Origin of the sequence: Ensifer sp. 1H6 (assembly GCF_001976035.1) — a bacterium.
In the GTDB taxonomy this organism is placed as follows: Bacteria; Pseudomonadota; Alphaproteobacteria; order Rhizobiales; family Rhizobiaceae; genus Ensifer; species Ensifer canadensis.
The window spans coordinates 115,091-141,056 of the sequence record NZ_MOAI01000013.1 but is presented as its reverse complement, the minus strand read 5'-3'; the positions used below and the strand labels follow the sequence as shown (position 1 = coordinate 141,056).

Genomic DNA, 25,966 nt, shown 5'->3' with positions numbered 1-25,966 from the left:
TTGCAGAAAACAGCCTAGCGTCGTCAAACCGGGCTTCTTGCATCGGAGGTGTATATGACGAAAGCGAGATACGAGGTTGTCCCCCATGACGGCGGTTGGGCGTACAAGTCGGGCGATGTCTTCTCGGAAACTTTCCCCACTCATGACGACGCTCTTGAAGCAGCGCGCATTGCCGCTCAGGAACACCAAAGCGCGGGGAAAGACGCGGAAATCGAGTATCAGGACCGAAGCGGGCATTGGCGCCAGGAACATGCTGATGGCGAAGATCGGCCTGATACCGAAGTGGTCGATGAGGGCAACCATCCAACGGGGCACGAAACCTTATAGATGGTGGACGCAGCGGCAATCACAAAATTTGCGGCCATTTGCGCCCAGCGAAACTATGCGGATAGCCGGCTAAGAAACTTCAGCGCATTGATCAAGGTGCGTTCCCAGCAAGCTGTGCCGGTATCGGCAACGCCGCGGCGCTATTCCTGACGCGTCAGGGTGAAGAAATAGGGCCGAGGGTCGCGGTGGGCTGACATCATTCCAAACAACTGATGGTCGCCGATCCGTCGAAATCGGTCCATGATTGGCTGCCGGTCATAGCGCATGGCCGCTGAACGTATTCCTTCGAAGTCCTGCATCTCGAGGGTAGCGGTTGGCCCACGCGCCCGCAGCGGGCGTTGCAGGAACCGAAAACAATGACGAACTAAACGCGTGCGCCCGATCGATCCCAGGCGCAATGCCAATCCCAGGGGGATATAGGCCGGTTCGAGTGCGACCAGTCGACCGGGACCGATTTGAAACAGAAGTGCATCGGCGCGAAGGTTCGGATGAAAGCGCTTGCCAAACCAGCCGAGGTTTTCAAGAACCCCATCCAAGGGGTGGCCTGTTGGCACACCAGAGCCGCGCCACAGCCCAGCGAGTTCGTGCCCATAGACGGGTGGGAGTTTGCGAAAGCGTCCTAGGGCTTCCACGGTGGTAATCGGCGTGAGATCAATCATGGCATTTCCGTCGGGGTGTCAGCCGTCAACCATAAATGATGGCCTCCAAGAAAGAGGCCATCCTGCACACGATCCGAAGGGATTAAGTTCTGGATCGTTTTTGCGCATGCACTACTGTAAGCGCGGAACCGCAGAATTGTTCCCGTCAAACACCGGCGTGCAGGGGTTCTCTGCCTTAACGACCGGCGTGTTTTCCGCGGACGTCAGCGGATTGACCCTCTGTTCCCTCGAGGACTACGCTCACCCACCAGGCCATCTCCCACGCATGCTGACGCAGCGCTCGTTGTGCTAAAGCCACCCAACCTTGCGGAAGCGCAGGAAGAGCACCACACAGAGGAAGACAATCACCCCGAGAACTGCGTAGTAGCCATAGAGCGTGTCAAGTTCGGGCATATGTTTGAAGTTCATGCCGTAGATGCCAGCAATAGCGGTCGGCACAGCGAGGATCGCAGCCCACGCAGCCAGCTGTCGCGTGATCGTTCCTTGTCTCTGTTGTTCGAGCAGATTACTGGCTTCAAACACGGATGTGATGACCTCGCGCAGACCGGCAACCATGCCTTCGACGCGTCTGATATGATCCAGCACGTCGCGGAAATATGGTCTGGCGTTATCGTCGACGCACGGGAGTTCCAGGTGAACCAATTTGCTGGCGACTTCCGACATCGGGCCGAGAATGCGTTGGAACAGGATGACCTGCCGCCGCAGCCGGAAAATCCGCCTGATTTCATCCCGCTCAAGAAAGGCCACAAGCATGTGTTTTTCCATGCCGAGAACCTTGTCCTCGATCGTCTGAACGATCGGCAGGTAGCCGTCGACAATGAAATCGATGACCGCGTGAAGGACATAGTCGGTCCCTCGCGCCAGCAATTGCGGCGATGCCTCGAGCTGTGCTCTCAACTCTGTGTGACTGCGTGCCGAGCCTTGCCGGACCGTGATGATGTGGTGTCTGCCGACAAAGATCGCCGTCTCGCCGTAGACGATCTTGTCCTTCTCCAGATGGGCCGTCTTGGCAATTACGAACAGTTGCTCGCCGTAGACCTCCACCTTGGCGATCTGATTTCCATTGAGCGCATCTTCAACGGCAAGTGGGTGAAGCCCGAACGCCGCGGCAACTGCCGTCATTTCCTCTGGCGTCGGGTCGTGAAGCCCGATCCAGGCGAACTCGCTTTCATCCATTACCAGCGCTTGTCCGGAAAGCTCGAGCGTCTCCGCACGCTTTCCGTTGCGATACAAATACGACGCGACGACGCTCATCAATTCGATCCATATTGCGGGGCCGGAAAAAGCCCGGTGAGATTGGTGCCTGTGACAGGTAACGGTGCGAGAAGAGTGGCGCTGCGGTCAGCTATTGGCAACAAAGCAACGAGATCCGACCTGCTTCCAACGCATCGGCATATCCACCGACTGCAGTAAGCGCAACTGCCTTCGTGCACACTCGACCGCGGTCGGCACTGCCAAACGCTGCTCACCCGTAGCGACATGGTGAGCCTCGGTTGCAGTAGAGTCTGTAGCCGGAAAAGACAGTGCGGGCTCTCGCCGATTGGATATGCGCTCGACGTTCAGTGAAGTCCGTCAGAGCACACTTGCGGGCCGAGCCCTGCCATCATCACCAGGCGCGCGTCGAGCGACGCATGAAGCGCGCGATACATGTCCTCGATCGCCTCGAAATCCTTGATCGTCTCGAGATCCGCGTGACCGTCTTCCATCTCGTCGCCGACGGTTTGGGCTTTGACGCAAAGTTCCCCAACCCTTGACCACAGGTGCAGCGCTTCTGCCTTGGCAAGCTGCTCACGTGACAGGGCCTGCAGTACAACCTTTTCGACCGCCATGGCGATCTCTGCCTGCTCAAGGATTACGGCACGCCAATCGGGCATTCGGACATCCTGTTCGGTTCCGATTTCGTAGCTCGCCATGCTGATCTTAAGGGGCGCCCTCACACAATTAACTTTGACATACCAGGGACAAGTACTGGCACGAGACGCGATATGGTGTGACGAAAACGTAATTTTGCTCACTGTCTCTGTTGGTCTATTGGTGTGTAGCGGGCGTGATCTTCGTTGCGAACTTTGGGAACGGCCAGGCGATGAGACGACGTACCATCATTCTTGGAGGAGGAGCCCTTCTGGCAGGAGCAAGCGTTGCTCTGCTGTCCGGCAGGAGCGGCGGCGGCGATGCGGTGTCGCGTGACAGCATCGACTGGACCGTCTCTAGGCTGCGAGCCGGCGGCACGGCTGGAGTGCCAGCTGACTTGCCCGATCCGGTGTTTCGCGAGGAACCCCAATGCGTCACCACCCTCGCGCAGACCTCGGTCCCTGCCATACCAATGACGTTCCCATCCGACGCGACGTGACAGAAGGCGTCAACGGACTGCCCACCCGCATCAGCTTGCGCCTTGTGCGGTCTGAGGATTGCAACCCGATAAAAGGTGCAGACGTCGAGATTTGGCATGCCGATACGCGCGGCGTCTATTCCGGGCGCGCGGCAGGGATGTGCAACGCGGACGATCAAGACGCCAGCAGCCTCGCATTTTTGCGTGGCAGGCAGATCAGCGACGCCGAGGGCCGTGTGAATTTTCTCAGCATTTATCCTGGCTGGTACAGTGGCCGTACCGTCCATGTCCATCTGCGTATCGTGATTGATGGCAGGGAGTTGTTAGTCACACAACTCCTGTTCGACGACGCGCTCAGCGATATCGTCTATCAAGGCCACCCCGATTACGCAGCGCGCCAGCAGCGCGATACGATGAACGGCGGCGACAGCGTCTTTTCTGCGGCGGAGGCGTCGGGATTCATCTTCGACGTCGAACGGCTCGAAATCGGCATTCTGCAAGCAAGTTACACTATCGGTGTCGCAGGCGCGTAGATTGGCTTTGCGGATCAATCGCCGCGGAACCCCCAAAAGGTCTGCGTTTCCCTCAGGTCAGGCGAGCCGGCCGACATCCTTCAAGATTGCGTAGAGTTCGGCCGCTGCTTCATTTTCGTCGCTTGCATCGAGCCAGATCGGTCCGATGGCAAGCTCGATGTCTTCTGCATACTTTTCGCCCATGACCAAGCTGACGGAATGCAGGCCGGCAGCCTCGGATGTCATCGGATTGACGGCGATATGAAAGAAGCCGTTTAGAGCATCTCCCGGCATTTCGTAGACACGGGCCAGATAGCCCTGAAAATCCTCCACGTCGTTGCGTTGCTCAAGCGCTGTGAGCAACGAAGGATGCAGAATCTCGACAGCGATGGGTTGTGGCTCCAGCCAACGAGTACCAGGCTCACCAACGGCCTGGACCTCTCCTTGCACCCCGGGTTCACTGAACATACGGTTTCTCCTCCCGACGAAGGTATGGCAGCGTGCGAACCCGGGCAGCGAACAACTGACCTCGTCGACGCGAGTGTCTTGCGGGCCCGCAGCACACCGTGCCCACCGCCCGCGTCAACCGGCGCACTGTCCCTGTCGCATCGATGTGGATATGCCGAAGTGCTGCGTTTCAAGTTTGTCGGCATGAGCTGCCAGATCGGCGCTCAAGGCTCTAGCTTGCGCCGCTGTCAGGCCGAACTGAAGCGCGCTGACATTGTGCGATTCCGGCTCGTCTGTGAACTCAATCCGCAAGCCGATATCCGTATTCTCGCTTAACAGTACTGCGCTGTTCCAAGCAAGGACGGCAGACATCCTCACACATCCAGCGCCGTCTCTGTTCCAACCGTCCCAGGCCATGGAAGCCCCCACGTCTAATTGCGTAATTAAAGCAAATCAAAGACAAGTTGTCGATACACGGCACATACCTGGTTCGTAAGTGATCGGCACACTTGCGAAAAGGACCGAACCGCCAGCCTATCCGGCGCTCACGCGATTCATGCCGCCTTGGCATTGGCAACGGCGTGGCTATTACAACAAATGGTGGATGATGCTGGCGGTGATGTGGAGTTGGAGCCAGGCCAAGCTCGGCTTGCGCCTCCAGATACCGGCTTGGCTAAATGAAAGGCTTCACGCCCATAGTCCATTCTTCGGGCGAATGGACTATCAAGCCGGCAGGAAACGGATCGTCGCCGCCGATCTTGTCGCGTCCCACGAACTCCGGGCGTTCCTGAATGAGCTTCAGACTGACTGTAGCTTGCCGGGTAGCGGTTTTACACTCACGCAGGTCAATGAAGCGGCATTTCCAAGGCAATGTGAGCGAAATCGTCAACCGTTAATCAATTGAATTTGCAGCAACGTTTCACCAATCGGAAGCAAATTAAACATTCGCTTCCGTCACTCTTGCCATCACCAGAATCGTGTTCGGTGGGTCGGATTGACTGTTGGGGTGATCAATCAACCTTCAATACGTCGTTCTCGGGAGCCAAAGTACGCCATCCTCGCCGCCAGAGCTCCTCGCCGCTGGCATTGTAGCACCCATTATGTCAAAGGCGTGGCTCTGAGCCACGCGATATGGAGCCGGGTCCAAAAGTGCTTCCGCGCAATATTTAACCGTGATCATGATGCCATAGATTTCGGCCGGCGTCATAAGGACTTGCGTTGCCCGGCGACCGAGAGTGCACCGAGCGGCGATCGCCAAATGCGCAATTAGCGAGGAGAATATCGATCGAAGTCCGACCCGGTGTCGATGCCGAAGTAGGCCGCTTCGCGATCCCCGTACACAATTGCAAAGTCTGGAAGCTGAAAGGTTTGGGTGACAGCGCCCGTGTACACGCAACCCGCAACGGCGGTCGCTAGGCAAGATTCCGCAGACGACTGCGTCACGGCCAAGGCAGTCGCCGAAGCTTTCTGGCGCGCACAAAGTGTCGCTGCTCAAGTTGACGAAGCGAAGTAGCCGGCCCGTACGGACTTCTCCAATGCCGGCACTTTTGCAAGTAATGCCGATCGCGTGCCACAAGTGCGGCGTAGCATTGCCGGCATGCACATCATGCCGATCTATTGGGATGGCACGTCTTTGCCAAAGCAAGAAATAGAAGAACAAAGCCAGCAATACGCACCCGGTACGATTGCTTCGTTGAAATCACGTCTGCGCCTGTGTCGCTTCCTCCAATCACCGCTCTGTGGAGCCAACGCCACGTCACAGCGCGGTCATCCTTGCCGTCCAACTGCAGGCTCGCCTCGCAACATTCCTCCGTCGCGGGCATTTTCGATGCTGTAATCGTCGTCATTTGTTGTGAGATCTACGGTCGCAGCACCCAGCTTCGCCGCTATATGGCTCCAAATTTCGAGATTGCCTGCTCTCATGCCGCCAACCGGCAGATGGAGTGCGGCAACGCGCCGTAACATGATTGGGCACAAACAACTGGCATTGAAATGCCGCTCCGGACGCAGCACCTAACGCTATCGCCTGTGCGGTGCCCTTGGGTATACCTCCGATTGTCGCGCCGATCACGGCTCCCACCCTGCGCCAGTCGCTACACCGAGAGGCATGGCGAACTAGCCCGCAACCGATTGACCGCTCTATCAGCGGCGTCGCGATCGCCGCCGCGCCGCTACGCCGGCGCCGCTTTCCTTGATGCCATGTTCTTTTTGCGAAATAGCGGGCCTCGTATTCCTGACCACTTGCCGCCGGCCGGTGCGGAATGGTCGTTTCGCCTTGTCATCTCGCATGAAAGGCCTCGTTCCTATGGAATGTGCGCAGACGGGAGTGCCAGGCTCCACACCTCCGCGATAGCACACACCTTGGCCATGTCCTCCGGCCCGCTGTAACGGACATGCAGTCAAACGGAAGACGCGATGTTGTCAGCAGACAACGTCACCAGCAAACAGATCTCTATAGCCCGCAAATGCCATGTCGATGGCAATCAACACGATTTCAGCGACAATCATGCTCCGCACTCGATGATGAAGCCGGAGCAGTTTCCTCACTTTCAGTGGCCGTCAATAATTGGAACAGCGATGTTGTCTGCAGACAACATCGCACGCGGTGCCACCCTTCGGCGCCAGCCACTGATGGAGCCATCGCGATGCCACGCCGCAGCTCACAATAACTCCAAGCCGTCGGCAACAACGCAAACACGTGTGTGACCAGCACCCCACGGACCGCTCTGTCATTCGTCCACCGGGAAGACGCCGCCTTCTTGCATCAACAGCGTCGCGGCCTGATGGCAATGCCCGCAAGGCAACAATCACAGTGGCGCCGGCCGCACCTCGTAGACATGCGCGGCCGCCTATCGCCCGACCATTGTTGTCTGCTGACAACAATGAAGGCGCCGACGTTGATCCCCCACATTGCTACCTTCGGTTGCGCCAATAGTACGAACAACCGACACTCGTTGTCTGCAGACAACAAATCCAACATCAATGCCGATTTGGTCCGGACATTTTGCGCGACGGCTACACCGCCGCCCACAAGAACCGCAAGCACCTATGCACTGCACAGCGCCGCTCTCTTTGCAGACGAAATCCGCGTGGCGCGTAGTAGAGGCGCAGCGAGGAACGTGTCAGAACACTTAATTTGAAGCACCCTCTTCCCTTCTGCGCCCGATCGATTAGTTTTGATTGTGCAACAAACGCCGTGCGAACCCCTGGTTCCAAGGCTTACGAAGGGGAATGTTATGGCGACTGGTACCGTGAAGTGGTTTAACTCGACGAAGGGCTATGGCTTCATCCAACCCGACGATGGCGGTACAGACGTCTTCGTTCATGCATCCGCCGTTGAGCGGGCAGGGATGCGCGGCCTGAACGACGGCCAAAAGATCAGCTACGACCTGGTCGAAGACCGCAAATCAGGCAAGACATCGGCTGACAACCTGCGGACCTGACCCGACTCCTAGAGCAACCTCCCCATTGGCTGGCGGCGCTGGCCAATGGCGGACGGACATGCGAGAACTTGAGATCTGCGCACGGCATCCAAGATGCGCAAGACCGTTCCGAACGATGCATTCAACCGCACATCTTTGCCGAACAACCAAGTCAAAGCGTCCAGACGCAATGAGGTGGCTCCCTTGGCGGCAATCGCCAACAAATCGCGGCCGCAGCCACTGCCTAGGCGATGAAAAATGCAGCCACTGCCGACCAGAAGCTTTGCGGACGCTCCGAAAGTAACCCACGGACCTGGCGCGCCGCGGCAGCCGCACTCACCGTCGTGCCGAAGTGACAGTAGCAGACGATGTCATGCAGTTCCTCGTCACAGATCTCAAAGAAGCGTTTCGCCTCACCATAGGTGTCGTTTTCCATGCCAGCCGCATGCAGCACTGGATCGCGGAAGGCGACGGTTATCGGCGAGTAGTCACTACGCAGAGCATTTCGCTCGTCGCTAAACTGAAACTCAGTCTCGTGTAGCGTATCGAGGTGCCTGTGCCGAACCCCCTCCAACAACTCGGCCCAACGTTCCAGTCGCTGGCGGCGTGTCATCCCGTGCGCACCGAAAATTGGCTCTATCTGCGCGATGGTCTGCAACTGCTCCAAGGTGTGATGCTTCATTGTCGCCTCCAATCAAACGACGTTGCGAAAGCCAGCCCAACAGCAGCCTGTTCCTAGTCGTTGGCGCTGTCCAATCACGATGCTGGTGGCGGGCAATATCGTAGGTCATATGGCGTGTTGCGGCGAAAATCCGCCCCTTTTGGATCTCGTCTTTCAAAAACCACGACGGAAGCATCACGATCTGGCAACGAGAAGGCGAGAGGAGAAACGGAGATACGTGCCGGGTCATGGCGTGATTGGACGTTTGGGATCAGGTGAACCGCACGTTGGGACCGGTTGCACAGCTTGCCCGCACTACCGACTGAGCAATCGGCGAATGGACTCACGAACCGGACGCCCGAGATATCGGTTCTCCGAAAACCGCTGATCAACCCGTCGATCCACAGATCGCCGAATAGCTAATCCGCGCTCGGCTTCCGGCCGGCCAGGATTGACCGAAACTAGCGGGCCTGTCGGGGCGAGGGGCTTCATGCTTCGACACGTGTGCTGCGCAAATCGTACCCAAACCTGGCCGGCGCGGGAACGTTTCAACGCAACGTCGCAATCTTTCTGATCCGCCAATGCGTCTGTGCATCCCTTGAACGGACAAGCCACCGGACACTTTCGTGCAACATGCTGTGGCGAAAATCCGTGCCATCAGGAGCGGCGCATGGGTTGAGTGTCCCTCAACGGCGGTTGCATCAGCGTCTGGTCAGTTAGTCAACTTCGGGCATATGCATTAAAGTGCGATGACATAGGCAGCAACATGCTGGGCAAATCGCCTGCTGGCAATAGAATCCCAAAACGACCGGGATCCCAGTATGATCGCCCGGTTTCCTGTTCGCACGATGCGCCAGTTGATAACCTCTGGAGCCTGAGGATCTCGCAGTAACGAAAGCCTGTCGGGTCCCCGACAAGATCTAAGCGCTCGGTAGCGCCCACCTCGGATAGGCCCGGGCTTTTCTACATCGGTAGACGAGATCGCCCAGCTCGTCCCCAGTGAAGACCCCCTCGAACTACAGCCGGGAAATGCCCGCGTCCAATGGAAATGGCAGCGCCGCACTTCGCAAGCTGCCGAATTTTTTGGGCCGTGGCGAGGCAAACGTCGGCCCGCGAAACGGTATCTCAAGTGACTTCTGCCCGAAATCAACGGGCCCTCGCTAAGCGCAACAGTAACAACCGTGCTGCATCGGCGTTTACGTGGCGGAAGTAAAGCCTGATATCTATTCCGTTATGCGGTGCATTGAAAGCAAGTTCATATAGTTAGCAGTGCACACCCAATAACAGCGGCGCGCTCCTGTTAGGCAACCGGGGCAGATTTGTTGGCAATGCCGATTTGATGGTCAAGATCGCTACGCTGCGATCGTATCAGAGCGCCGTGAAGACGGACGGCGTCCGTGGGGAAGGATGGGCAAGACGAACGCGGTCAGTCCCTGCGGGTTTGGTGAGGCCCGCGCGAACATAGTTTCGCGGCCAGGGCGGTTGATGATGGGCAGCCTGGGTACTTATAGAGGGGAAGGGGAGTGGCGCTTAGACTTTTGCCGCGACCAGGCCAGCCAGCGGCGCAATAGCTTGGCCATCCCGGCTCGTCGTGCAGCAGCGGTGGAAGCCACAATGGCGATAACCGGCCCTTCAAAGCAGAGACTTACGCACACCTGTCGGGACGGGTCGTGGACAATACCGGGAGAACCAAATCGTATCTATGACTGGGTAACGAAACCTGTCGTTGGAGGTGGACCAAAAGCGCCGGAAATCACTCGGATAAAATGTTGCTGGATTGCCTTTGCACTGGCCTTCGCTGATTTCGAAGTGACGTCCAAATCCGCGGCAAAGGGGTGTTGGGGATCGAAGACCAGCGCTTTTCTGCTTCTCTCTCTGGAGGCTCTTGCGTCAATCGACTTCAGTTGCTCACGGCGCGTGGGAGTGGAAACACGGCGCGCCAACTCGTCCTCATCGCAAAGCAATCTTATGGGAATGAGCGGCGCCGCACATTGCCGCGCCGCGCCGGCTATCTGTTCAAATGTGCGAATACTACCTTGGTTGCCTTGGACAAGGGCCTGCGTGAAGATGAAGTTTGCCGAAGGGGGGCTGTAGGCCACAATCGCATCCAGAACGACCTGTCGGATTCTTCCAGTGTATTCCGATATCCCGTTCGGGAGGGGCGTCATCCCGTCGTCGTCCAGGAGGCGGAATATTGGATTGTTGAACCAATGGTTATCAATGACTTTTGCAGAAACGAGGCTACGCAATTCGTTGGCAATTGTCAGTTTCCCGACGCCAGGGAAGCCCATTAGCAAAACGAAAACGCGCATTGCAGCATTAGCCTCGTAACGTTGTACCACGACAACAATAAGTAATTTCTCCAGCGTCGCAACGGCCGTCGTGCAACCAAATCTGCCCAGTTACCCTGTTAGTGTCCTTGCGCGAATTTTGGCGTCAGACTGGGTGAACTCTCCTTTCCTTGGCCGGTGAAAGCGAAAGCGGCTGTTTGAAAGGCTCGCGCTACGACAATCAAGGTCTTCCCAATGGAATTGCACCATGCATGACCGACCCGGCCGGAAAGCACTTGGCCTCGTCGAGCCATTGGGTCGAATGACGGGATGTCGCTGGAAATGAGATCACCGCTATTCAGCTGGCGCTCGATCGAGCCGTCGGTGATAACGCGAGCAATATCGCCATTTCCCACACGCAGTCACACAACCGAGGCTGTCAACGGAACCGCTCGCCGAGACTGCTGCGCACTGTATACACATGCTTGAGGTCACATTTCACAACTGTGGCAAAATCGTCGGGCACCCGCATTCCCCATGAAGCAGCACCCAGATTTCGGAATCTGCGTTTGAACGACCAGGGGCGGAGTTCTTTGTTCGGCATATTTCAGCGCCTCCTGTTTGAAAGCGCCCGAATTAGCTACGAACAGGCGCGAACAATCTAGATATCCGGGCCACATGCTACCTGCGGTCTCAGGCGAAGCACCGGTCATGGTGCTAAAATGCCGCCCACAGGTTCTAGCAACCTGTCCCTCAACTCCGCCCGTTTCCCGGGAACCACCTGCACCCTTTCCCCGTTCCGGTCGTGCAAATGGAGTTCGCTATGTTGGGTGAAAGAAACTACCTGAAGCCAGAACGTCACGCCTCCGCCGGCATGCCCGTTGGTATATTACTCATCTCGGTCCTCGCACTTGCGGCCTATCTCCTTGTCGGAAGCTCGTTTGTTGGCAACAAGCCCTCAACCCCGACTGTCTACCTCCCGGTGGTGTCGCAGCAATCGAACTAACGCAATCCCTCTACCGAGAGACGAAAGAGGAGGAGGGGAGGTCGCGTGTTGTGGTGACGCCGACAGTCGAGGCCAGATCGCCGCAAACGGCGACCCGCTTGTCAACCTTTCGAAGTAACGGCCGGACCCTGGTGTGGCAAACACTGCCAGACCGATGGCGATCGCTGTCTCAGGCTAGGTGCAGTTCACAAGGGGAAGCTTCGAGCCGAGAGCAGTCTGCCCAACTGCAGCCCGGCTCACGACGCAGAAGCCAGATTGGATGTCGGCGCCCCGCGAAGCAGTGCCATCAGCATCGGCCCGAGCGAGAACTCTCCGCGCCGCGCCCGGTTTGTCAGATCTCTGAGATAACCGCCGGGCGAATTGATGTGTCCGGACCGCTCGTACATACAGGCCACCACGGATGCAGCCGTTGCCGGGCCCATCACCTCGCACGCCTCCTCATAAGCCGACGGGCTGACGGCAAGCATCGAGCGGACGGTCACCGCGGCCATCATCAGGTCGCGCCAACTGGAAACCACGCCGTCCGGGCCGAACGGTTTGATTTCGGGGCAGGCTCGCAAAACCATCTCCAACGGGAATGGCTGTACCCCCTTCGGCTTTCCTCCGGGTTCCGCCCTCGGCTTTTCGCCCTCCTCTTTTTCAGAGCGAGGTTCAAGTTCATGGAAGGATTCGGGTTTTGAATTCTGTATGTGCCGCTCAGATAGACCACCATTGGTAGCCATATTTTCGGAAATCGCGTTATCATCCAGCATGTTGACGACTTCTTCGTGCAAAAGCGTCATCTCGTCGGCAATGGCCAGCAAATCCTTGAGGCTTGGGCGGCGTGGAATTCGCGCAATCAGCGCGACAAACATGTCTTCGGCATGCCCCCAATCGCCGGATGCCCCCTCCTCGATCGCGGCAGTAATCAGCTTGCGAATATCCCGGCGGCACAATGAGACACGCTCCTTGGCGATCAGGAACCGCCGGCGTTCTGCCGCAACTTCCTGGGCCAGGCCTGCCAGTTCTTCCGAGCGGGCCAAAAGCGGGGCGAGATCAAAGCCGTAGGCCTCCTCTATGCCGCCTTCGCCGTCCTTGCGTGCATATCTCTTGCCATTGGGGCTGTCCTTGCGCGAAACCAGGCCAGCCTCGACCAATGCAGCAAGGCAGCGGCGCAGCGTGCTGCCGGCGATGCCATTGGCGCGATGGGTCAGCTGGGCGTTCGACGGGAACACGACGAGGTCATTGCCCTCAGCCAGTTCGCCCTGCGGATAGAATGACAGAAGTGCATTCAGCACAGCCAGAGCGCGGTCCTGGACGCCGAGAAGCGTCCGTGCCTCGCATACGTCGCGAAGCACCTTCCACTTGTCGACCGTTTTTCCGGCTTTGATGCCGGACGATCTGATTTGCCCCTTCACCAGGGCAAGCGACATCGGCCGCCGCCCGAATGGCGTCGTTACGGATAACCTGTCCATTTCAGCCTTACCTTCTTTCAGGCAAAGGAATGCCAGTCACCGAAACGGCGCCAAATCTCCGAAGAGAGTCTTGACTGTGAATCCCGGAAGTGCGAATCTCGAAATCGCCAAATGACGAGAAAGGGCCTTCAGAGACGGTGTTTCGGGGGCCTTTTTTCTTTTTGCCGTGTTGCTCCTCGATATTTTCAGTCTTCAGGACGGCGCCCTATTCGGCGCTGCTCTGCGTTTTCTCCAGCGCCGCCTCGTAAGCTTCAAACAACTCGGGCAATTTCGCCGTCAGATAATCTGCAAATCCGTCATGCCGATCGCGCCGGATCGACAGGCGCCATTGCTTGTCAGTCGTGGCCACTTTTCCGATCTCCGCACCCGATCCACTAGTGACAGTCTCAGGTGCAAGCCCAGCGGCTTGCCCTTTTTCGGACTTTGTCGCGGCCGCAAAGGCCAGCATAAAGCGGTCATCCGTTTCCCGTGTCGTAAAGCCGGCTTTGGTTGCAACCGCCAAGGCGCGCTTCAATGCCGGCTCGTTGCCGATCGCATCAACCAGTGACTGCCAGCGGCCTCGACCGATTTTCGGTGCCCGCCCGATGGCGTCCACAAGTTCGCGCGGCAATGCGCGTGCGACAGCGACCAGCTTGGAAACTTCAGCCCGGTCGACAGAAAGTGCCGACTGGATCAGCGCACGGGCAAAGCCGGCATCCTCCAAACGGCAAGCAAATACCGCGCGTTCGATGAAGCTCAGATCTTCGCGGGCGGAGTTCTCCACACCTTGCGCCACGACTAGATCTTCATCGCTCAGCGAGCGCACATAGGCCTTGACGGGAATGCCGAGCGCACGAGCGGCGCGAATGCGCCGATGTCCGTAGGCGCTTTGGTAGCGACCGGATAAAGAAGGATGCTCGCGGAGGAGGACGGGAATTTCCTGTCCTCTTTCCCGGATCGAAGTTATCAGTGCCTCGAAACTGGCTGGGTCCTGCTCGCTGAAGCGATCGGCCAAAGGCGAGGGATCGATCAGGGTGGGATCGATCTCCACGGCGAGCTGGCCCGACGCGAGCTTTGCGCGAAGAACTTCATACTCCTTCTCGACGTCCGAAAAGGTGTCCTTGAGCGAGCGGACTGCGCCGGAACTCATACGCGGCAGCGCCGGCCGCTTGATGTCACCATCAACGGAGTGCTCGCTCTGGCCGGAAAACATCGAGCGAATGGACTGGGTGCGTTTGCTCAATGGAGGGACCTCCTCGTTACAGGCGAGGCGTTGTCTGTAGACAACATTCCCCGCCCAAGGGGAAAGAGTACTGGCACGGAATGGGAGCAATCACTCATCGCTGCCATACCTTCGAAATCAGGTCGATCACCTCGGTGTTGACCGCATTGACGGATTCCATGGCTCGGTCATAAACAGACCGCCCGACGGCGCCTTTCGACAATTCGAACAGCGACTGCTTGGTAAGGCCGGCATTGGCAATGGCCGTCGACTTCCATGCCGTAGCCCTGAGGACATCGCTTCCAAAGAGGTCGCGCAACAGTCCGACGATCTCCTGCTCGGGCACGTCGCGCGGATCGTGCCTGGTCACGACGAATTTCATGAAATCGTAGTTCAGATGCGCGCCGGCATCCTCGATCACCGCGATGAGATCGGCCGTCATCAACAGGAACTGGCTCATCGATGCGACATCGACCATCTGCGGGTGGATCGTCACCAGCATGCCGGTTGCCGCATTGAGGGCGCCCATGGTCAGGAAGCCGAGCTGCGGCGGGCAGTCGATGACAACGACGTCATAATCCGCTTCGACTTCATCGATCGCGGCAGCGACGCGGCGGAAGAACAGATCCTCGGGTCCGGATCGTTTGCCCATTGCACGCGGGGTTTCATGCTCGAACTCCATCAGCTCGAGATTGCCCGGGACGAGGTCTATGCCCTCGAAATAGGTCGATCGGATCACCGAACGCATGTTGACCCGCTCCTCATCGTAGCGGATCGCGCCGTAGAGGGTGGTGTTTTCGGCAATGTCGAATTCCGGCTGGTAACCGAACATGGCAGACAGCGACGCCTGGGGATCGAGGTCGATCGCCAGAACGCGGTAACCCTGCAGCGCCAGCCCCTGTGCGAGGTATAGCGATGACGTCGTCTTGGCCGAGCCGCCCTTGAAGTTGGCGACGCTGATGATCTGGAGCTTGTCGCCTTCGCGGCGGCGCGGCCAGAACTTCAAGGCTTCCTTCGGGCGTGCTTCGGCAAGATAGGCGCGAAGCTCGTTGATCTGGCGCAGTGTGTAGGAACGGCGACCAGCGGTGCCCAGTTCCGGCATCGGCCCGAGACCGTCCAAGGACAATTGCCTGAGATAACCGTCCGATACACCAACGATCTGCGCGACCTCTCCTGAGGTAAATGACCTCAGGCTCTTCATCGCCTTCGGCGGAAAAGCAATCTCACCGACGGCCCGCAGACGGTCCGAAAGCGCGGTCGCCTGGCGTGTGATACGCTCGGAAGTCGTCTCGTTTTCAACCTGGGGATTCGCGGGCTTCAGCATCGGGGTCTCTTCAAAACGGTTTCTTCGCGTCTGACGCATTGTTTCCGTCTGGAAGTAGAGACACGATTCGATGTCGGTCGACAAGCCGCTTTAGGGATAACAAGAACTTAGCGGTTGCACCGGAAACGGCATCTCACGGCTTCGTCTTTGACATTTTTCGTATATTTATCAACAATTTGGCGGCACATTGGTGTCACCGATCCGTCCAGCAACCCCTTGCTTTTGCCGGCCGTTCACGTGGCGTTGTCAACCGTTTCTTGCACTGACCGACACTGGTAACAGGGCAAAACGGCAGAATCGCCGCCCCGGTGGCTTCTTTTTTTGCTGCAGGATCAATTGATTCGGACGGAGCCGGAGGAGGGGGCATGGGTTGCGCGCGACTGCGAGGTCGCTGCTCCTCGACGCGGATGTCTTCTGCCGGATAGCGGCGAACTCACCTGATCTGGCAGTTGCGTCCGCCTGACCAATCGGTATCGTTTGAACGCGATTCGTCGCTTGGAGGATCTATGCGTCAGCAGACAAAGCCGTTCATCGTTGAGATAAAGCCGTCCCGCAAGGCGAAGGCCGACAACCAAAAGACATCGATCTGGGGGAAACTGGATCTGAGCCTCGAAGCCGATCTGCAAGCAGAGCCCGTTTCGGCAGAGGAGCCAGTCGTCGAGGCCGGTCGGCCCTAGACGATCCAGTGCGTGATTGCCGATTGCAAGCTGGCCAAAGGTTTGTAGGCCCGATCGCCTCTCTAAGTAAAACAAGTGCGGCGACATCGCGTGCAACCGAGCGACATGGGCGCCAAGGCGCACGAGGCAGCCACGCCGAACAAGGCGTGGCTCGAAGCTGTGCCAGTTCGAGGCTTTGACCGACAAAAACCGAAATCACAAATCGCGTCCGACGCAGTTCTCCGAACATGGCTCTGCGCATACTTCGCTTCAGTCGATCAGCTGATCGACGTTGGCGACGCATTTCCCGAATAAGAAAACCCTCCGCGACGCAGCCAATTCATCCCAGCGCGGCTCTATCTTGGGGCTGCGCGCCAGCAATCATCAGCCTTCCGGTTGGCCTTAAGCGGGATCAAGCGGGTGTCAGGTGGAATGGGCCATCGCCGAGCGCGAACGGCAACGGGCGGCTTTTGCGCTCACCGGCCGCGCCGATTGATCGCGCAGGCCGAAAATCTTGGCAAAAAAAAATGGGCCTACGGAAAACCGCGGCCCATGAAGTGTGAAGGTCATAAAACCTCCAGAGGGGAACAGCTGCTGCGGCGGCACTGGGAGGAGAAGCCGCCATGTGCATCAGCTGTGAGCGTTATGATCGTTTTTTGATCACTTGGAAAACATTTTTTGTGCAATGCAGCTATGCGTATGCTGCGCTGCTCGTCCGTTCCAGGACAAGCGAACAATTGCTGCGAAGCGCTCCCTTGGCTGACCGGCACTTAAAAGCTGCAAGCGGTTAAGCAGCGCATTGAATGAGCAGAACCGGTGCAGAAAGGGAGCTCAAGGAGGATTGTCAGTTCGGCAATTTCGCGCCGCTGGATGGGGCGGGCCATTGGCCTAGAAGACGAGATTGTGGCGTAAAGCACGCTGGCCGCAACGTTGGCTATTCGTTTTCCCCACGAGAGTAGTTCACCGCTTCCTGGCTTTTCGCCGCCACACTCGAATACATCCCGGTCGTACGGAACTCGGTGGGGCTCGCACCAAAATAGCGTCGAAACACTTTGGCGAAATAGTTCGGGTCTTCAAAGCCAGACATGATCGACACTTCCTTGACCGAGAGATGTGCCGCCTTTGTCAGGAGTTTCGTTGCCCGCTGCAATCGCTTGCGCAGCACGAACTCCGCGGGCGGCATGCCTTCGCTGGCGGCAAACACGCGCGAGAAGTGCGCGCGGCTGAGCCCGGACACTTCGGCAAGCGTCTCGACAGGAAGGGGATGCGCAAGGTTCGCCATGATATGTTGAATGACATGCTGCATTGTCCGGTATTCCTGGCTGAATACGGGATGGGCGCCGAAAACGTCGTCATAGAGTGCCATTGCGGCCTCGTAGGCGATTGCCGATGCGCTGCCCGGCGCTTCGCCGCCACCTGAAATCAGCCGCAGACTGCAGTCTGCCAGATGCTCGATCGTCTCGGGTTTCAAGTTCAGGATTGGTCCGGTTGTCGAAAGAATGGCCTTGTGGATGCGCAGTGCCTCTTCGCCGTTCATCGATATCCAGAAGAACTCCCAACGACCATTCTGCTCGAGCCAGTAGCGGTGGTTGTGCGGCACCAGCAAGAGCAGCGTCTCGCCCTCGCGCACACGGTGGTTGCGCGCCTCGTAGCGCAGGTTTCCCGCGCCCGAGATCGTATACTGCAGCACGGTAAACGGTGTCTGTCCCCGCTTGCGACCATCCCAATCGTAACTTCCATCCGTGCGGATCTCATAACCCGTGCTGGTCGGCATGGTGTGCAGGCTGTGACGCCCGCGCGGCAGCGAGACCGTCTTCATGGCAGGGCCATTCTCGATCAACCGTTTCAGCATAGAATTACCCATGAAAGCACAATACCTCTCTGGCGACGCCAAGCATTATACGCATAATGCCCTCCAACAAAGCAAGACGGCCGATTTCAGGCGAAGCGAGGGGAGTAAACCGGGAGGGGAACCGCGCTTTGGCGCAACCCTGTCGGCGCACCAATTTTACCCAGACTGCCTTTATTTGGTCGAACGAACAGCGACGAGGACAGCATGAGTAACTTCAAGATTGCCATCATCGGCGCCGGCAGCGTCGGTTTCACCAAGAAGCTCTTTACTGATATTCTCTGCGTTCCGGAGTTCCACGATGTCGAGTTCGCGCTCACCGACGTCAGCGCGCACAACCTCGACATGATCAAGTCAATCCTCGACAAGATCGTCGAAGCCAACAACTTGCCGACCAGGGTCACCGCATCGACCGACCGCCGCGAAGCGATCGCAGGCGCCCGCTATATCATCAGCTGCGTGCGGGTCGGCGGGCTCAGCGCCTATGCAGATGATATCCGTATCCCGCTCAAATACGGCGTCGACCAGTGCGTCGGCGATACGATCTGCGCCGGCGGCATTCTCTATGGCCAGCGCAACATTCCGGTCATCCTCGATTTCTGCAAGGATATCCGTGAACTGGCCGAGCCGGGCGCGAAGTTCCTCAATTATGCCAACCCGATGGCGATGAACACCTGGGCGGCGATCGAGTACGGCAAGGTCGACACGGTCGGGCTTTGCCACGGCGTCCAGCATGGCGGCGAGCAGATCGCCGAAATCCTCGGCGCCGGGGAAGGCGAGCTCGACTTCATCTGCTCGGGCATCAATCACCAGACGTGGTTCGTCGACATCAGGCTGCGCGGTCGCAAGATCGGCAGGGATGAACTCGTCGCCGCCTTCGAGGCCCATCCGGTCTTCTCGAAGCAGGAAAAGCTCCGGATCGACGTGCTGAAGCGCTTCGGGGTCTATTCCACCGAGAGCAACGGCCACCTCTCCGAATACCTTCCCTGGTATCGCAAGCGTCCGGAGGAGATCACCCGCTGGATCGACATGTCGGACTGGATCCATGGCGAAACCGGCGGCTACCTCCGCTATTCGACGGAAACCCGCAACTGGTTCGAAACCGAGTTCCCGCAGTTCCTGGAGGATGCCCGGCGTCCGATCGATGCGACGAAGCGCTCGAACGAGCACGCCAGCCACATCCTGGAGGCGCTGGAGACGGGGCGCGTCTATCGCGGCCATTTCAACGTCAAGAATACCGGCATCATCACCAATCTGCCTGCCGATGCAATCATCGAGTCCCCTGGATTCGTCGATCGCTTCGGCATCAACATGGTCTCGGGCATCACGCTTCCCGAGGCCTGCGCCGCCACCTGCCTGTCCTCGATCAATGTCCAGCGCATGTCGGTGCATGCTGCCATTTCCGGCGATCTCGATCTGCTCAAGCTGGCGATGCTGCACGATCCGCTGGTTGGCGCCATCTGCACGCCAGAGGAGGTCTGGCAGATGGTCGACGAGATGGTGGTCGCGCAAGCCAACTGGCTACCGCAATACGCCCACGCGATCGGCGGTGCCAGAGAGCGCCTGAGCCGGGCGACCGTCAAGACCCGCGATTGGAACGGCGCGGCGCGACGCCAGGTACGTTCGGTGGACGAGATCCGCGCCGAGCGACAGGCGACCAAAGTCCGCGCCGCCGGTTGACGGCTGGCGGGGCCACCGCGTGAGGAGACGCGGACCCTCTTGCCGCCACATGCCCGCGCCCGCGGGACATTCTGAGACTTTCTAGGAGGAGGCCACCCTTCGGCGTGGCAGATAGATGAGGGAGAACCACAGACCATGAACAGCCACCGACTGACGAAAATGGCGAGCCTGCTGCTCGTCGGCATCTCAAGCTTTGCGCTGCAGGCGGCCGCATCGGAGCCGACTGTCGTGCCCGAGCAGCCACCCTTTCCGGCGCAGGGCAAAATCACCTATGTGCCACGCGACTCGATCGCCGAGTTCAAGGCGTTGCCGGAATACAAGGAGCCGGCCTGGGTCACCGAGAAATACGTGAAGGCCGGCAAACTGCCGCCGGTCGCCGAGCGTCTGCCGAAGGAGCCGATGGTCTTCAAGACCGGCAACATGCCCGATGGCGTCGGCGTCTATGGCGACACGCTGCGCCACGTGATCGGCGGCCGGCCGGAGGGCTGGAACTACAGCGCCGGCCAGAGCCAGGGCTGGGGCGGCATCGATATCGGCATGTCGGAATGCCTGACGCGTACGGCCCCACTCTTCCAGGTGGAGGCGAAGGACGTCGAACCGCTGCCGAACCTCGCAAAGAGCTGGGACTGGTCCGAGGACGGACACAAGCTGACGATGCATCTCGTCGAGGGCGCGAAATGGTCGGACGGCGATCCCTTCGACGCCGAGGACGTCATGTTCTACTGGGAGGACAATGTTCTCGATCCAAGCGTGACGCCGCTGAACGGCGCGACGCCCGAGACCTTCGGCGAAGGAACGACGCTGAAGCAGATCGACAAGTATACGGTCGAATGGACCTTCAAGGAGGCCTTCCCGCGCCAGCACCTCTATGCCATGGCCTATGGCACCTTCTGCCCCGGCCCGTCGCATATCCTCAAGACCAAACATCCAAAATATGCCGGCACGACCTATGACCAGTACAAGAACGGCTTTCCGGCGGAATACATGAATATTCCGGTGATGGGTGCTTGGGTGCCGGTCGCCTATCGGCCGGACGACATCATCGTGCTGCGCCGCAACCCCTACTATTGGAAGGTCGACGAGGCCGGCAACCAGCTGCCCTACCTCAACGAGCTCCACTACAAGCTCTCGACCTGGGCCGACCGCGACGTGCAGGCGGTCGCCGGTTCGGGCGATTTCTCAAACCTGGAGCAGCCGGAAAACTTCGTCGAATCGCTGAAGCGCGCAGCCGACGAGGCAGCCCCCGCCCGGCTGGCCTTCGGTCCGCGTCTCATCGGCTACAACATGCACATGAACTTCTCGGCCAATGGCTGGGGTGAGCCAGACGAGCGGGCCCAGGCGGTGCGCGAACTCAACCGCAACGAGGATTTCCGCAAGGCGGTGACCATGGCGGTCGACCGGAAGAAGCTCGGTGAGGCTCTGGTCAAGGGGCCCTTCACGGCGATTTATCCGGGCGGCATTTCCTCCGGTACGAGCTTCTACGATCGGCAGTCGACGGTCTATTACCCCTATGACCTCGACGGTGCGAAGGCGCTGCTCGACAAAGTCGGCCTCAAGGACACCGACGGCAACGGCTTTGTCAACTTCCCGTCCGACAAGCTCGGTGGGCGCGATGTCGAGATCGTGCTGCTGGTGGCCTCGGACACAGGCACAGACAGGAATCTGGCCGAGGGCATCATCGGGCAAATGGAGAAGCTCGGCTTGCGGGTCGTGCTCAATGCGCTGGACGGCAAGCAGCGCGACGCGGCCAACTATTCCGGTCGCTTCGACTGGATGGTGCACCGCAATCAGGCGGAATTTGCTTCCGTCGTTCAAAACACCCCGCAACTCGCGGCAACCGGCCCGCGAACGAGCTGGCACCATCGCGCTCCGGAAGGCGGTGTTCCTGACCTGATGCCGTTCGAGAAGGAGCTTGTCGACATCGTCAACAAGTTCATCGCGACCAACGACAACGCCGAGCGCGCGGAACTGATGAAGCAGTATCAGAAGGTCGCCACGACCAATGTCGATACGATTGGTCTGACCGAATATCCCGGCGCGCTGATCATCAACAAGCGCTTCTCGAACATTCCGACAGGCGCGCCCATTTTGATGTTCAACTGGGCGGAAGACACAATCATCCGCGAGCGGTCTTCGTGGCGGCCGACAAGCAGGCCGACTTCGAACTCTTCGCCGAGCAGCTTCCGGGCAAGCCTGGTGAGAGTGGGCCGAGCAACTGACGACACCTCGCCTCCTCCGGCCCGCTCTCGGGCCGGAGGAGGAACCCGCCTTCACCCGGTGCGCCGTCTAGCCGGCGCACTGCAAGCCCATCCGACAGAAGGAAACGGCATGTTCAGATTTCTGCTTGTCCGCATCGCCTCTGCCATTCCGGTGCTGCTGGTCCTAAGCGTAGCGACCTTCGCCATCATCCAGGCGCCGCCGGGAGACTATAGCGACTACATCCGCTCGCAGCTCATCAATCAGGGCGGGGCCTCCTTCGAGGAGGCCGATGCGCAGGCCCAGGCCTATCGCAAGGAGCATGGTCTCGATAAGTCGATGCCGGTCCAATACGTCACCTGGATGACCGGCATTCTGACGCGCGGCGATTTCGGCCACAGCCTCTACTACAACAAGCCCGTCGCCGATGTCGTCAGCGAGCGCTTGCCGCGCACGCTCGTGCTTGCTCTCGTCTGCCATATCCTTGCGTCGGTTATCGGCATTTCCTTCGGCATCATTGCAGCGACCCGGCAATATTCCTGGATCGACAGCCTACTTTCGACCGTCTCCTTCCTCGGCATGACGGTGCCGCGCTTCCTGATGGCGCTGATCATTGTTTATGTCCTCGTCTTCCACTTCAATGTCAGCGAAATCAACAGCTTCCACTCCGCCCGCTATGGCGGCGCGCCCTGGTCCTGGGGCAAGTTCGTCGATCTCATCAAGCATGTCTGGCCGGTCGTGGCGATCGCAACCTTCGGCGGCCTCGCCTACAATATGCGCGTGATGCGCGGCAATCTGCTCGACACGCTAAATGCGCAATATGTCGAGACCGCCCGGGCGAAGGGTTTGAGCGAAGGGGCCGTGGTCATGCGCCATGCCGTGCCCAATGCCCTGCATCCGCTGATCATGTATCAGGGCGTCGTCCTACCCTACATGTTGACCGGCGAAATCGAGACCGCAATCATCTTCGCGCTGCCGACAGTCGGTCCCGCCATCGTTGGCTCCATGTGGGTGGGAGACGTCTATGTCACCGCGACCTTCATGCTGGTGCTCTCGGCGACCTTGATCCTCGGCAACATCATCGCAGACCTCTTGCTCGCCGCTCTCGACCCGCGCGTGCGCATGGGGGGAGGAGCCCACGCATGACCGTCGAAATGCACAGCGCCATTCCCCTTACCGTCGACCCCAAGGACGCACAGCACAACGAAAGCTATTCGGCGCTCGTATGGCGTCGATTCAAGCGCTCCTGGACCGGGATGCTCGGACTGATCCTCGTCGGTCTGCTGCTCGTCATGGCGATTTTCGCCGATTTCCTGTCACCGGTTGATCCGAAGGCGACCGGTGTCGGCTTCGCACCGCCGCAGGCAATCAGCTTCAGCGATCAGGACGGCGATTTCGCCTTCCCGCCGCGCAGCTATCCCCTGCGCGAGACCGAAGAGCTCGATCCCATCACCTTCCAGCCGAAGATCGGCCCGGACTATGCCAATCCGCAGGTCCTCGGTTTCTTCGTCAAGGGATCGCCTTATCGCCTCTTCGGCCTGATCCCGGCCGAGCGGCACCTTTTCGGCGCAATCGACGGTTCACCGGTGCACCTGCTTGGAACCGACAAGTTCGGCCGCGACGTGCTCTCGCGCATTCTTCATGGGTCGCGCATCTCGCTGATGATCGCCCTGATCGTCGTCTCGATCGTCACCGTCGTCGGCACGACCGTCGGCATGGCGTCGGGCTATTTTGGCGGGCGCTTCGATGCCTGGACACAGCGTTTCGTCGAGCTGGTGTTGGCCTTCCCGCAATTGCCGCTCTATCTGGCACTGGCGTCGCTGATCCCGGTAACGGCGCCAACGAGTGTGTTCCTCGCCTTCGTCATCATCGTCATGTCGGCGCTCGGCTGGGCGCAGATGTCGCGCGAGGTTCGCGGCAAGACGTTGGCGCTCGCCCGTATCGACTATGTGCGGGCGGCCATTGCCGTCGGCGCCAGCGACCGGCGCATCATCTTCCAGCACATTTTCCCAAACGTGATGAGCCATGTGATCGTCGCCGTCACCTTGTCCATCCCGCAAGTGGTGCTGCTGGAATCGTTCCTGGGCTTCCTCGGTTTTGCGGTCAAGCCACCGCTGATTTCCTGGGGACTGATGCTGCAGGACACCGCCACCTATTCGGTCATCGGGTCCTATCCCTGGATTCTATCGCCCGTTGCCTTCGTGCTTGTCACAGTCTTCGCCTTTAATGCGCTGGGCGACGGCCTGCGCGATGCAATCGACCCCTATTGAGGAGGAGCGTCTCATGGCAGAAACGATCGACTTCATGGCCGCTGCCCCCGTCGAAAGGAAGGACCTTTCGAGCCGAGACGGCAAGCCGGTCATCGACGCGCGCAACGTCGCGGTCAATTTCAAGGTCGAACACGGCACGGTAGAAGCGGTGAAGGACGTGTCCTTCCAGCTCTATCGCGGCGAGACCATCGCCATCGTCGGCGAATCCGGCTCGGGCAAATCAGTGACGGCGCGGACCATTATGGGGCTTCTCTCCAAGCGCGCGACGATCGCCTCGCAGTCCCGCATCGAATATGACGGCAAGGACGTGCTCAAGTTTTCCGCGCGCGAGCGGCGGGGCCTGCGCGGCGATCGCCTGGCGATGATTTTCCAGGAGCCGATGAGCTCGCTCAATCCCGTCTACACGGTCGGCGCGCAGATCGTCGAGGCGATCCGGGCGCATCGCAAGCTCGGCCGGCGCGCGGCCACCGAGCGCGCGCTTGAATTGCTGCGTCATGTGAGGATCCCGGATCCCGAGCTCAGGCTCAACCAGTATCCGCACCAGCTTTCCGGCGGTCAGCGCCAACGGGTGATGATCGCCATGGCGCTTGCCAACGAGCCTGACGTGCTGATCGCCGACGAGCCGACGACGGCGCTCGACGTCACCGTTCAGGCGCAGATCCTCAACCTGATCCGCGACTTGCAGCGCGAGCTCGGCATGGCGGTGATCCTGATCACCCACGACCTGACCGTGGTGCGCCAGTTTTCCGACTACGTCTATGTCATGCAGCATGGCGAAGTGAAGGAGCACAACACCACCGCCGATCTGTTCGGCAATCCGCTACATCCCTATACGAAGCGGCTTTTGTCGTCGGAACCATCGGGGGCGGCCAATCCGCTGCCGGACGATGTGCCGATCATACTCGATGGACGAAACGTCCGCGTGTCCTTCATGCTGAAGAAGGGCGGCTTGTTCCGACCCCAGCTTTCCGAGCTGGTTGCCGTCGACAGTCTCAGCCTTAATCTGCGCAAGCATGAGACACTCGGAGTGGTCGGCGAATCCGGATCGGGCAAGACGACCTTCGGACAGGCCTTGATCCGCCTGATCAACACCGATGGCGGCGAAATCTTCTTCGACGGCGTCCCGATCCACGACAAGGACCGCACCGCAATGCGGCCGTTGCGCTCGCGCATGCAGATCGTCTTCCAGGATCCCTTTGCCTCGCTCAACCCGCGCATGTCGGTGGGCCAGATCATCGAGGAGGGGCTCGTCGTCAACGGCATAGGACAAAACCGCAAGGAACGGCTCGACCGGGTCGTGGATGCGCTGGTCGCCGCGGGCATGCCGGGCAATATCCTTTCACGCTTCCCGCATGAATTCTCCGGCGGTCAGCGCCAGCGCATCGCCATCGCCCGCGCCGTCGCGCTCGAGCCGGAATTCATCCTGCTCGACGAACCGACCTCGGCGCTCGACCTTTCCGTCCAGGCGCAGATCATCGACCTCTTGCGCCGACTACAGGACGAGCGGGGCCTGAGCTACCTCTTCATCTCCCATGACCTCAAGGTCGTGCGCGCACTCTGCCACCGCGTCGTGGTGATGCAGAACGGCAAGATCGTCGAGGAGGGACCGGTGCACGACATTCTTACCAATCCCAAGACCGCCTACACCGAGCGGCTCGTTCGAGCCGCCTTCGATGTGGCAGCATGATCGTCAGAAAGCAGAG

At 59.2% G+C, this 25,966-nt stretch carries 20 protein-coding genes and 2 pseudogenes; 11 read left to right on the top strand and 11 right to left on the bottom strand.

Annotation, left to right across the window (positions count from 1 at the left end):
- The first annotated feature begins 54 nt into the window (after positions 1 to 54).
- Positions 55 to 327 carry a DUF2188 domain-containing protein gene (locus tag BKP54_RS17170; protein ID WP_084814621.1) on the top strand — a complete coding sequence of 91 codons (273 nt, stop codon included), beginning with the start codon at positions 55 to 57 and terminating at the stop codon, positions 325 to 327.
- Between the two features lie 140 nt (positions 328 to 467).
- On the opposite strand, the gene BKP54_RS17165 is transcribed toward BKP54_RS17170, so the two are convergent.
- From BKP54_RS17165 to BKP54_RS17155, 3 genes are all read right to left on the bottom strand, one after another.
- Positions 468 to 986, bottom strand: a complete 519-nt coding sequence (locus BKP54_RS17165; protein ID WP_084814620.1) for a DUF4334 domain-containing protein — start codon at positions 984 to 986, stop codon at positions 468 to 470.
- A 288-nt stretch (positions 987 to 1,274) separates the two neighbouring features.
- On the bottom strand, positions 1,275 to 2,240 hold the full coding sequence (locus BKP54_RS17160; protein ID WP_084814619.1) for a magnesium and cobalt transport protein CorA: 966 nt from the start codon (positions 2,238 to 2,240) through the stop codon (positions 1,275 to 1,277).
- A 305-nt stretch (positions 2,241 to 2,545) separates the two neighbouring features.
- On the bottom strand, positions 2,546 to 2,860 hold the full coding sequence (locus BKP54_RS17155; protein ID WP_128090441.1) for a hypothetical protein: 315 nt from the start codon (positions 2,858 to 2,860) through the stop codon (positions 2,546 to 2,548).
- 209 nt (positions 2,861 to 3,069) lie between these two features.
- Here BKP54_RS17155 and BKP54_RS17150 point away from each other — a divergent pair.
- A pseudogene (locus tag BKP54_RS17150) lies at positions 3,070 to 3,848 on the top strand (protocatechuate 3,4-dioxygenase).
- 57 nt (positions 3,849 to 3,905) lie between these two features.
- Here BKP54_RS17150 and BKP54_RS17145 read toward each other — a convergent pair.
- Both BKP54_RS17145 and BKP54_RS17140 read right to left on the bottom strand, forming a co-directional pair.
- Positions 3,906 to 4,295: a hypothetical protein gene (locus BKP54_RS17145; RefSeq protein WP_084814617.1), complete on the bottom strand. Its 390-nt coding sequence runs from the start codon at positions 4,293 to 4,295 to the stop codon at positions 3,906 to 3,908.
- Positions 4,296 to 4,409: 114 nt separating this feature from the next.
- Positions 4,410 to 4,646: a hypothetical protein gene (locus tag BKP54_RS17140; RefSeq protein WP_084814616.1), complete on the bottom strand. Its 237-nt coding sequence runs from the start codon at positions 4,644 to 4,646 to the stop codon at positions 4,410 to 4,412.
- A gap of 124 nt (positions 4,647 to 4,770) precedes the next feature.
- Here BKP54_RS17140 and BKP54_RS17135 point away from each other — a divergent pair, with 124 nt between their 5' ends.
- The 3 genes from BKP54_RS17135 to BKP54_RS17125 all read left to right on the top strand — a co-directional run bounded on the left by BKP54_RS17135 (position 4,771) and on the right by BKP54_RS17125 (position 7,717).
- Complete coding sequence (locus BKP54_RS17135; protein WP_128090440.1) at positions 4,771 to 5,178, top strand: hypothetical protein; 408 nt, start codon at positions 4,771 to 4,773, stop codon at positions 5,176 to 5,178.
- Between the two features lie 1,511 nt (positions 5,179 to 6,689).
- The gene (locus BKP54_RS36270; protein WP_210190575.1) at positions 6,690 to 6,980 is read left to right on the top strand and encodes a hypothetical protein; all 291 of its coding nucleotides are present in this window, start codon (positions 6,690 to 6,692) and stop codon (positions 6,978 to 6,980) included.
- Between the two features lie 530 nt (positions 6,981 to 7,510).
- A complete protein-coding gene (locus BKP54_RS17125) occupies positions 7,511 to 7,717 on the top strand; it encodes a cold-shock protein (protein ID WP_025431283.1) in 207 nt (68 codons plus the stop codon).
- 223 nt (positions 7,718 to 7,940) lie between these two features.
- On the opposite strand, the gene BKP54_RS17120 is transcribed toward BKP54_RS17125, so the two are convergent.
- The 5 genes from BKP54_RS17120 to repA form a co-directional block, all read right to left on the bottom strand.
- Positions 7,941 to 8,378: a hypothetical protein gene (locus BKP54_RS17120; protein ID WP_025431284.1), complete on the bottom strand. Its 438-nt coding sequence runs from the start codon at positions 8,376 to 8,378 to the stop codon at positions 7,941 to 7,943.
- 1,679 nt (positions 8,379 to 10,057) lie between these two features.
- The gene (locus tag BKP54_RS17115; RefSeq protein WP_084814673.1) at positions 10,058 to 10,669 is read right to left on the bottom strand and encodes a chloramphenicol phosphotransferase; all 612 of its coding nucleotides are present in this window, start codon (positions 10,667 to 10,669) and stop codon (positions 10,058 to 10,060) included.
- Between the two features lie 1,200 nt (positions 10,670 to 11,869).
- Positions 11,870 to 13,087, bottom strand: a complete 1,218-nt coding sequence (gene repC, locus BKP54_RS17105; protein WP_084814613.1) for a plasmid replication protein RepC — start codon at positions 13,085 to 13,087, stop codon at positions 11,870 to 11,872.
- A gap of 205 nt (positions 13,088 to 13,292) precedes the next feature.
- Positions 13,293 to 14,309, bottom strand: a complete 1,017-nt coding sequence (gene repB / locus BKP54_RS17100; protein WP_025431290.1) for a plasmid partitioning protein RepB — start codon at positions 14,307 to 14,309, stop codon at positions 13,293 to 13,295.
- 94 nt (positions 14,310 to 14,403) lie between these two features.
- On the bottom strand, positions 14,404 to 15,612 hold the full coding sequence (gene repA, locus BKP54_RS17095; RefSeq protein WP_025431291.1) for a plasmid partitioning protein RepA: 1,209 nt from the start codon (positions 15,610 to 15,612) through the stop codon (positions 14,404 to 14,406).
- A gap of 506 nt (positions 15,613 to 16,118) precedes the next feature.
- On the opposite strand from repA, the gene BKP54_RS36080 reads away from it, so the two are divergent.
- Positions 16,119 to 16,289, top strand: coding sequence for a hypothetical protein (locus BKP54_RS36080; protein ID WP_167578365.1), 171 nt, complete (start codon positions 16,119 to 16,121; stop codon positions 16,287 to 16,289).
- Between the two features lie 913 nt (positions 16,290 to 17,202).
- On the opposite strand, the gene BKP54_RS17085 is transcribed toward BKP54_RS36080, so the two are convergent.
- Entirely contained in the window at positions 17,203 to 18,132 is a 930-nt protein-coding gene (locus BKP54_RS17085) for an AraC family transcriptional regulator (RefSeq protein ID WP_084814611.1), read from the bottom strand.
- Positions 18,133 to 18,324: 192 nt separating this feature from the next.
- On the opposite strand from BKP54_RS17085, the gene BKP54_RS17080 reads away from it, so the two are divergent.
- From BKP54_RS17080 to BKP54_RS17060, 5 genes and pseudogenes are all read left to right on the top strand, one after another.
- Positions 18,325 to 19,797, top strand: a complete 1,473-nt coding sequence (locus tag BKP54_RS17080; RefSeq protein WP_084814610.1) for an alpha-glucosidase/alpha-galactosidase — start codon at positions 18,325 to 18,327, stop codon at positions 19,795 to 19,797.
- Between the two features lie 135 nt (positions 19,798 to 19,932).
- Positions 19,933 to 22,016 (top strand): annotated as a pseudogene (locus BKP54_RS17075) (ABC transporter substrate-binding protein).
- A 109-nt stretch (positions 22,017 to 22,125) separates the two neighbouring features.
- Complete coding sequence (locus BKP54_RS17070; protein ID WP_057220956.1) at positions 22,126 to 23,139, top strand: ABC transporter permease; 1,014 nt, start codon at positions 22,126 to 22,128, stop codon at positions 23,137 to 23,139.
- Positions 23,136 to 24,263: an ABC transporter permease gene (locus BKP54_RS17065; protein ID WP_084814609.1), complete on the top strand. Its 1,128-nt coding sequence runs from the start codon at positions 23,136 to 23,138 to the stop codon at positions 24,261 to 24,263. Before BKP54_RS17070 ends, BKP54_RS17065 begins: the two co-directional genes overlap by 4 nt.
- 34 nt (positions 24,264 to 24,297) lie before the next feature.
- Positions 24,298 to 25,950 (top strand): ABC transporter ATP-binding protein, encoded by a 1,653-nt coding sequence (locus tag BKP54_RS17060; protein WP_245317855.1) that lies wholly within the window; start codon positions 24,298 to 24,300, stop codon positions 25,948 to 25,950.
- Positions 25,951 to 25,966 lie beyond the last annotated feature (16 nt).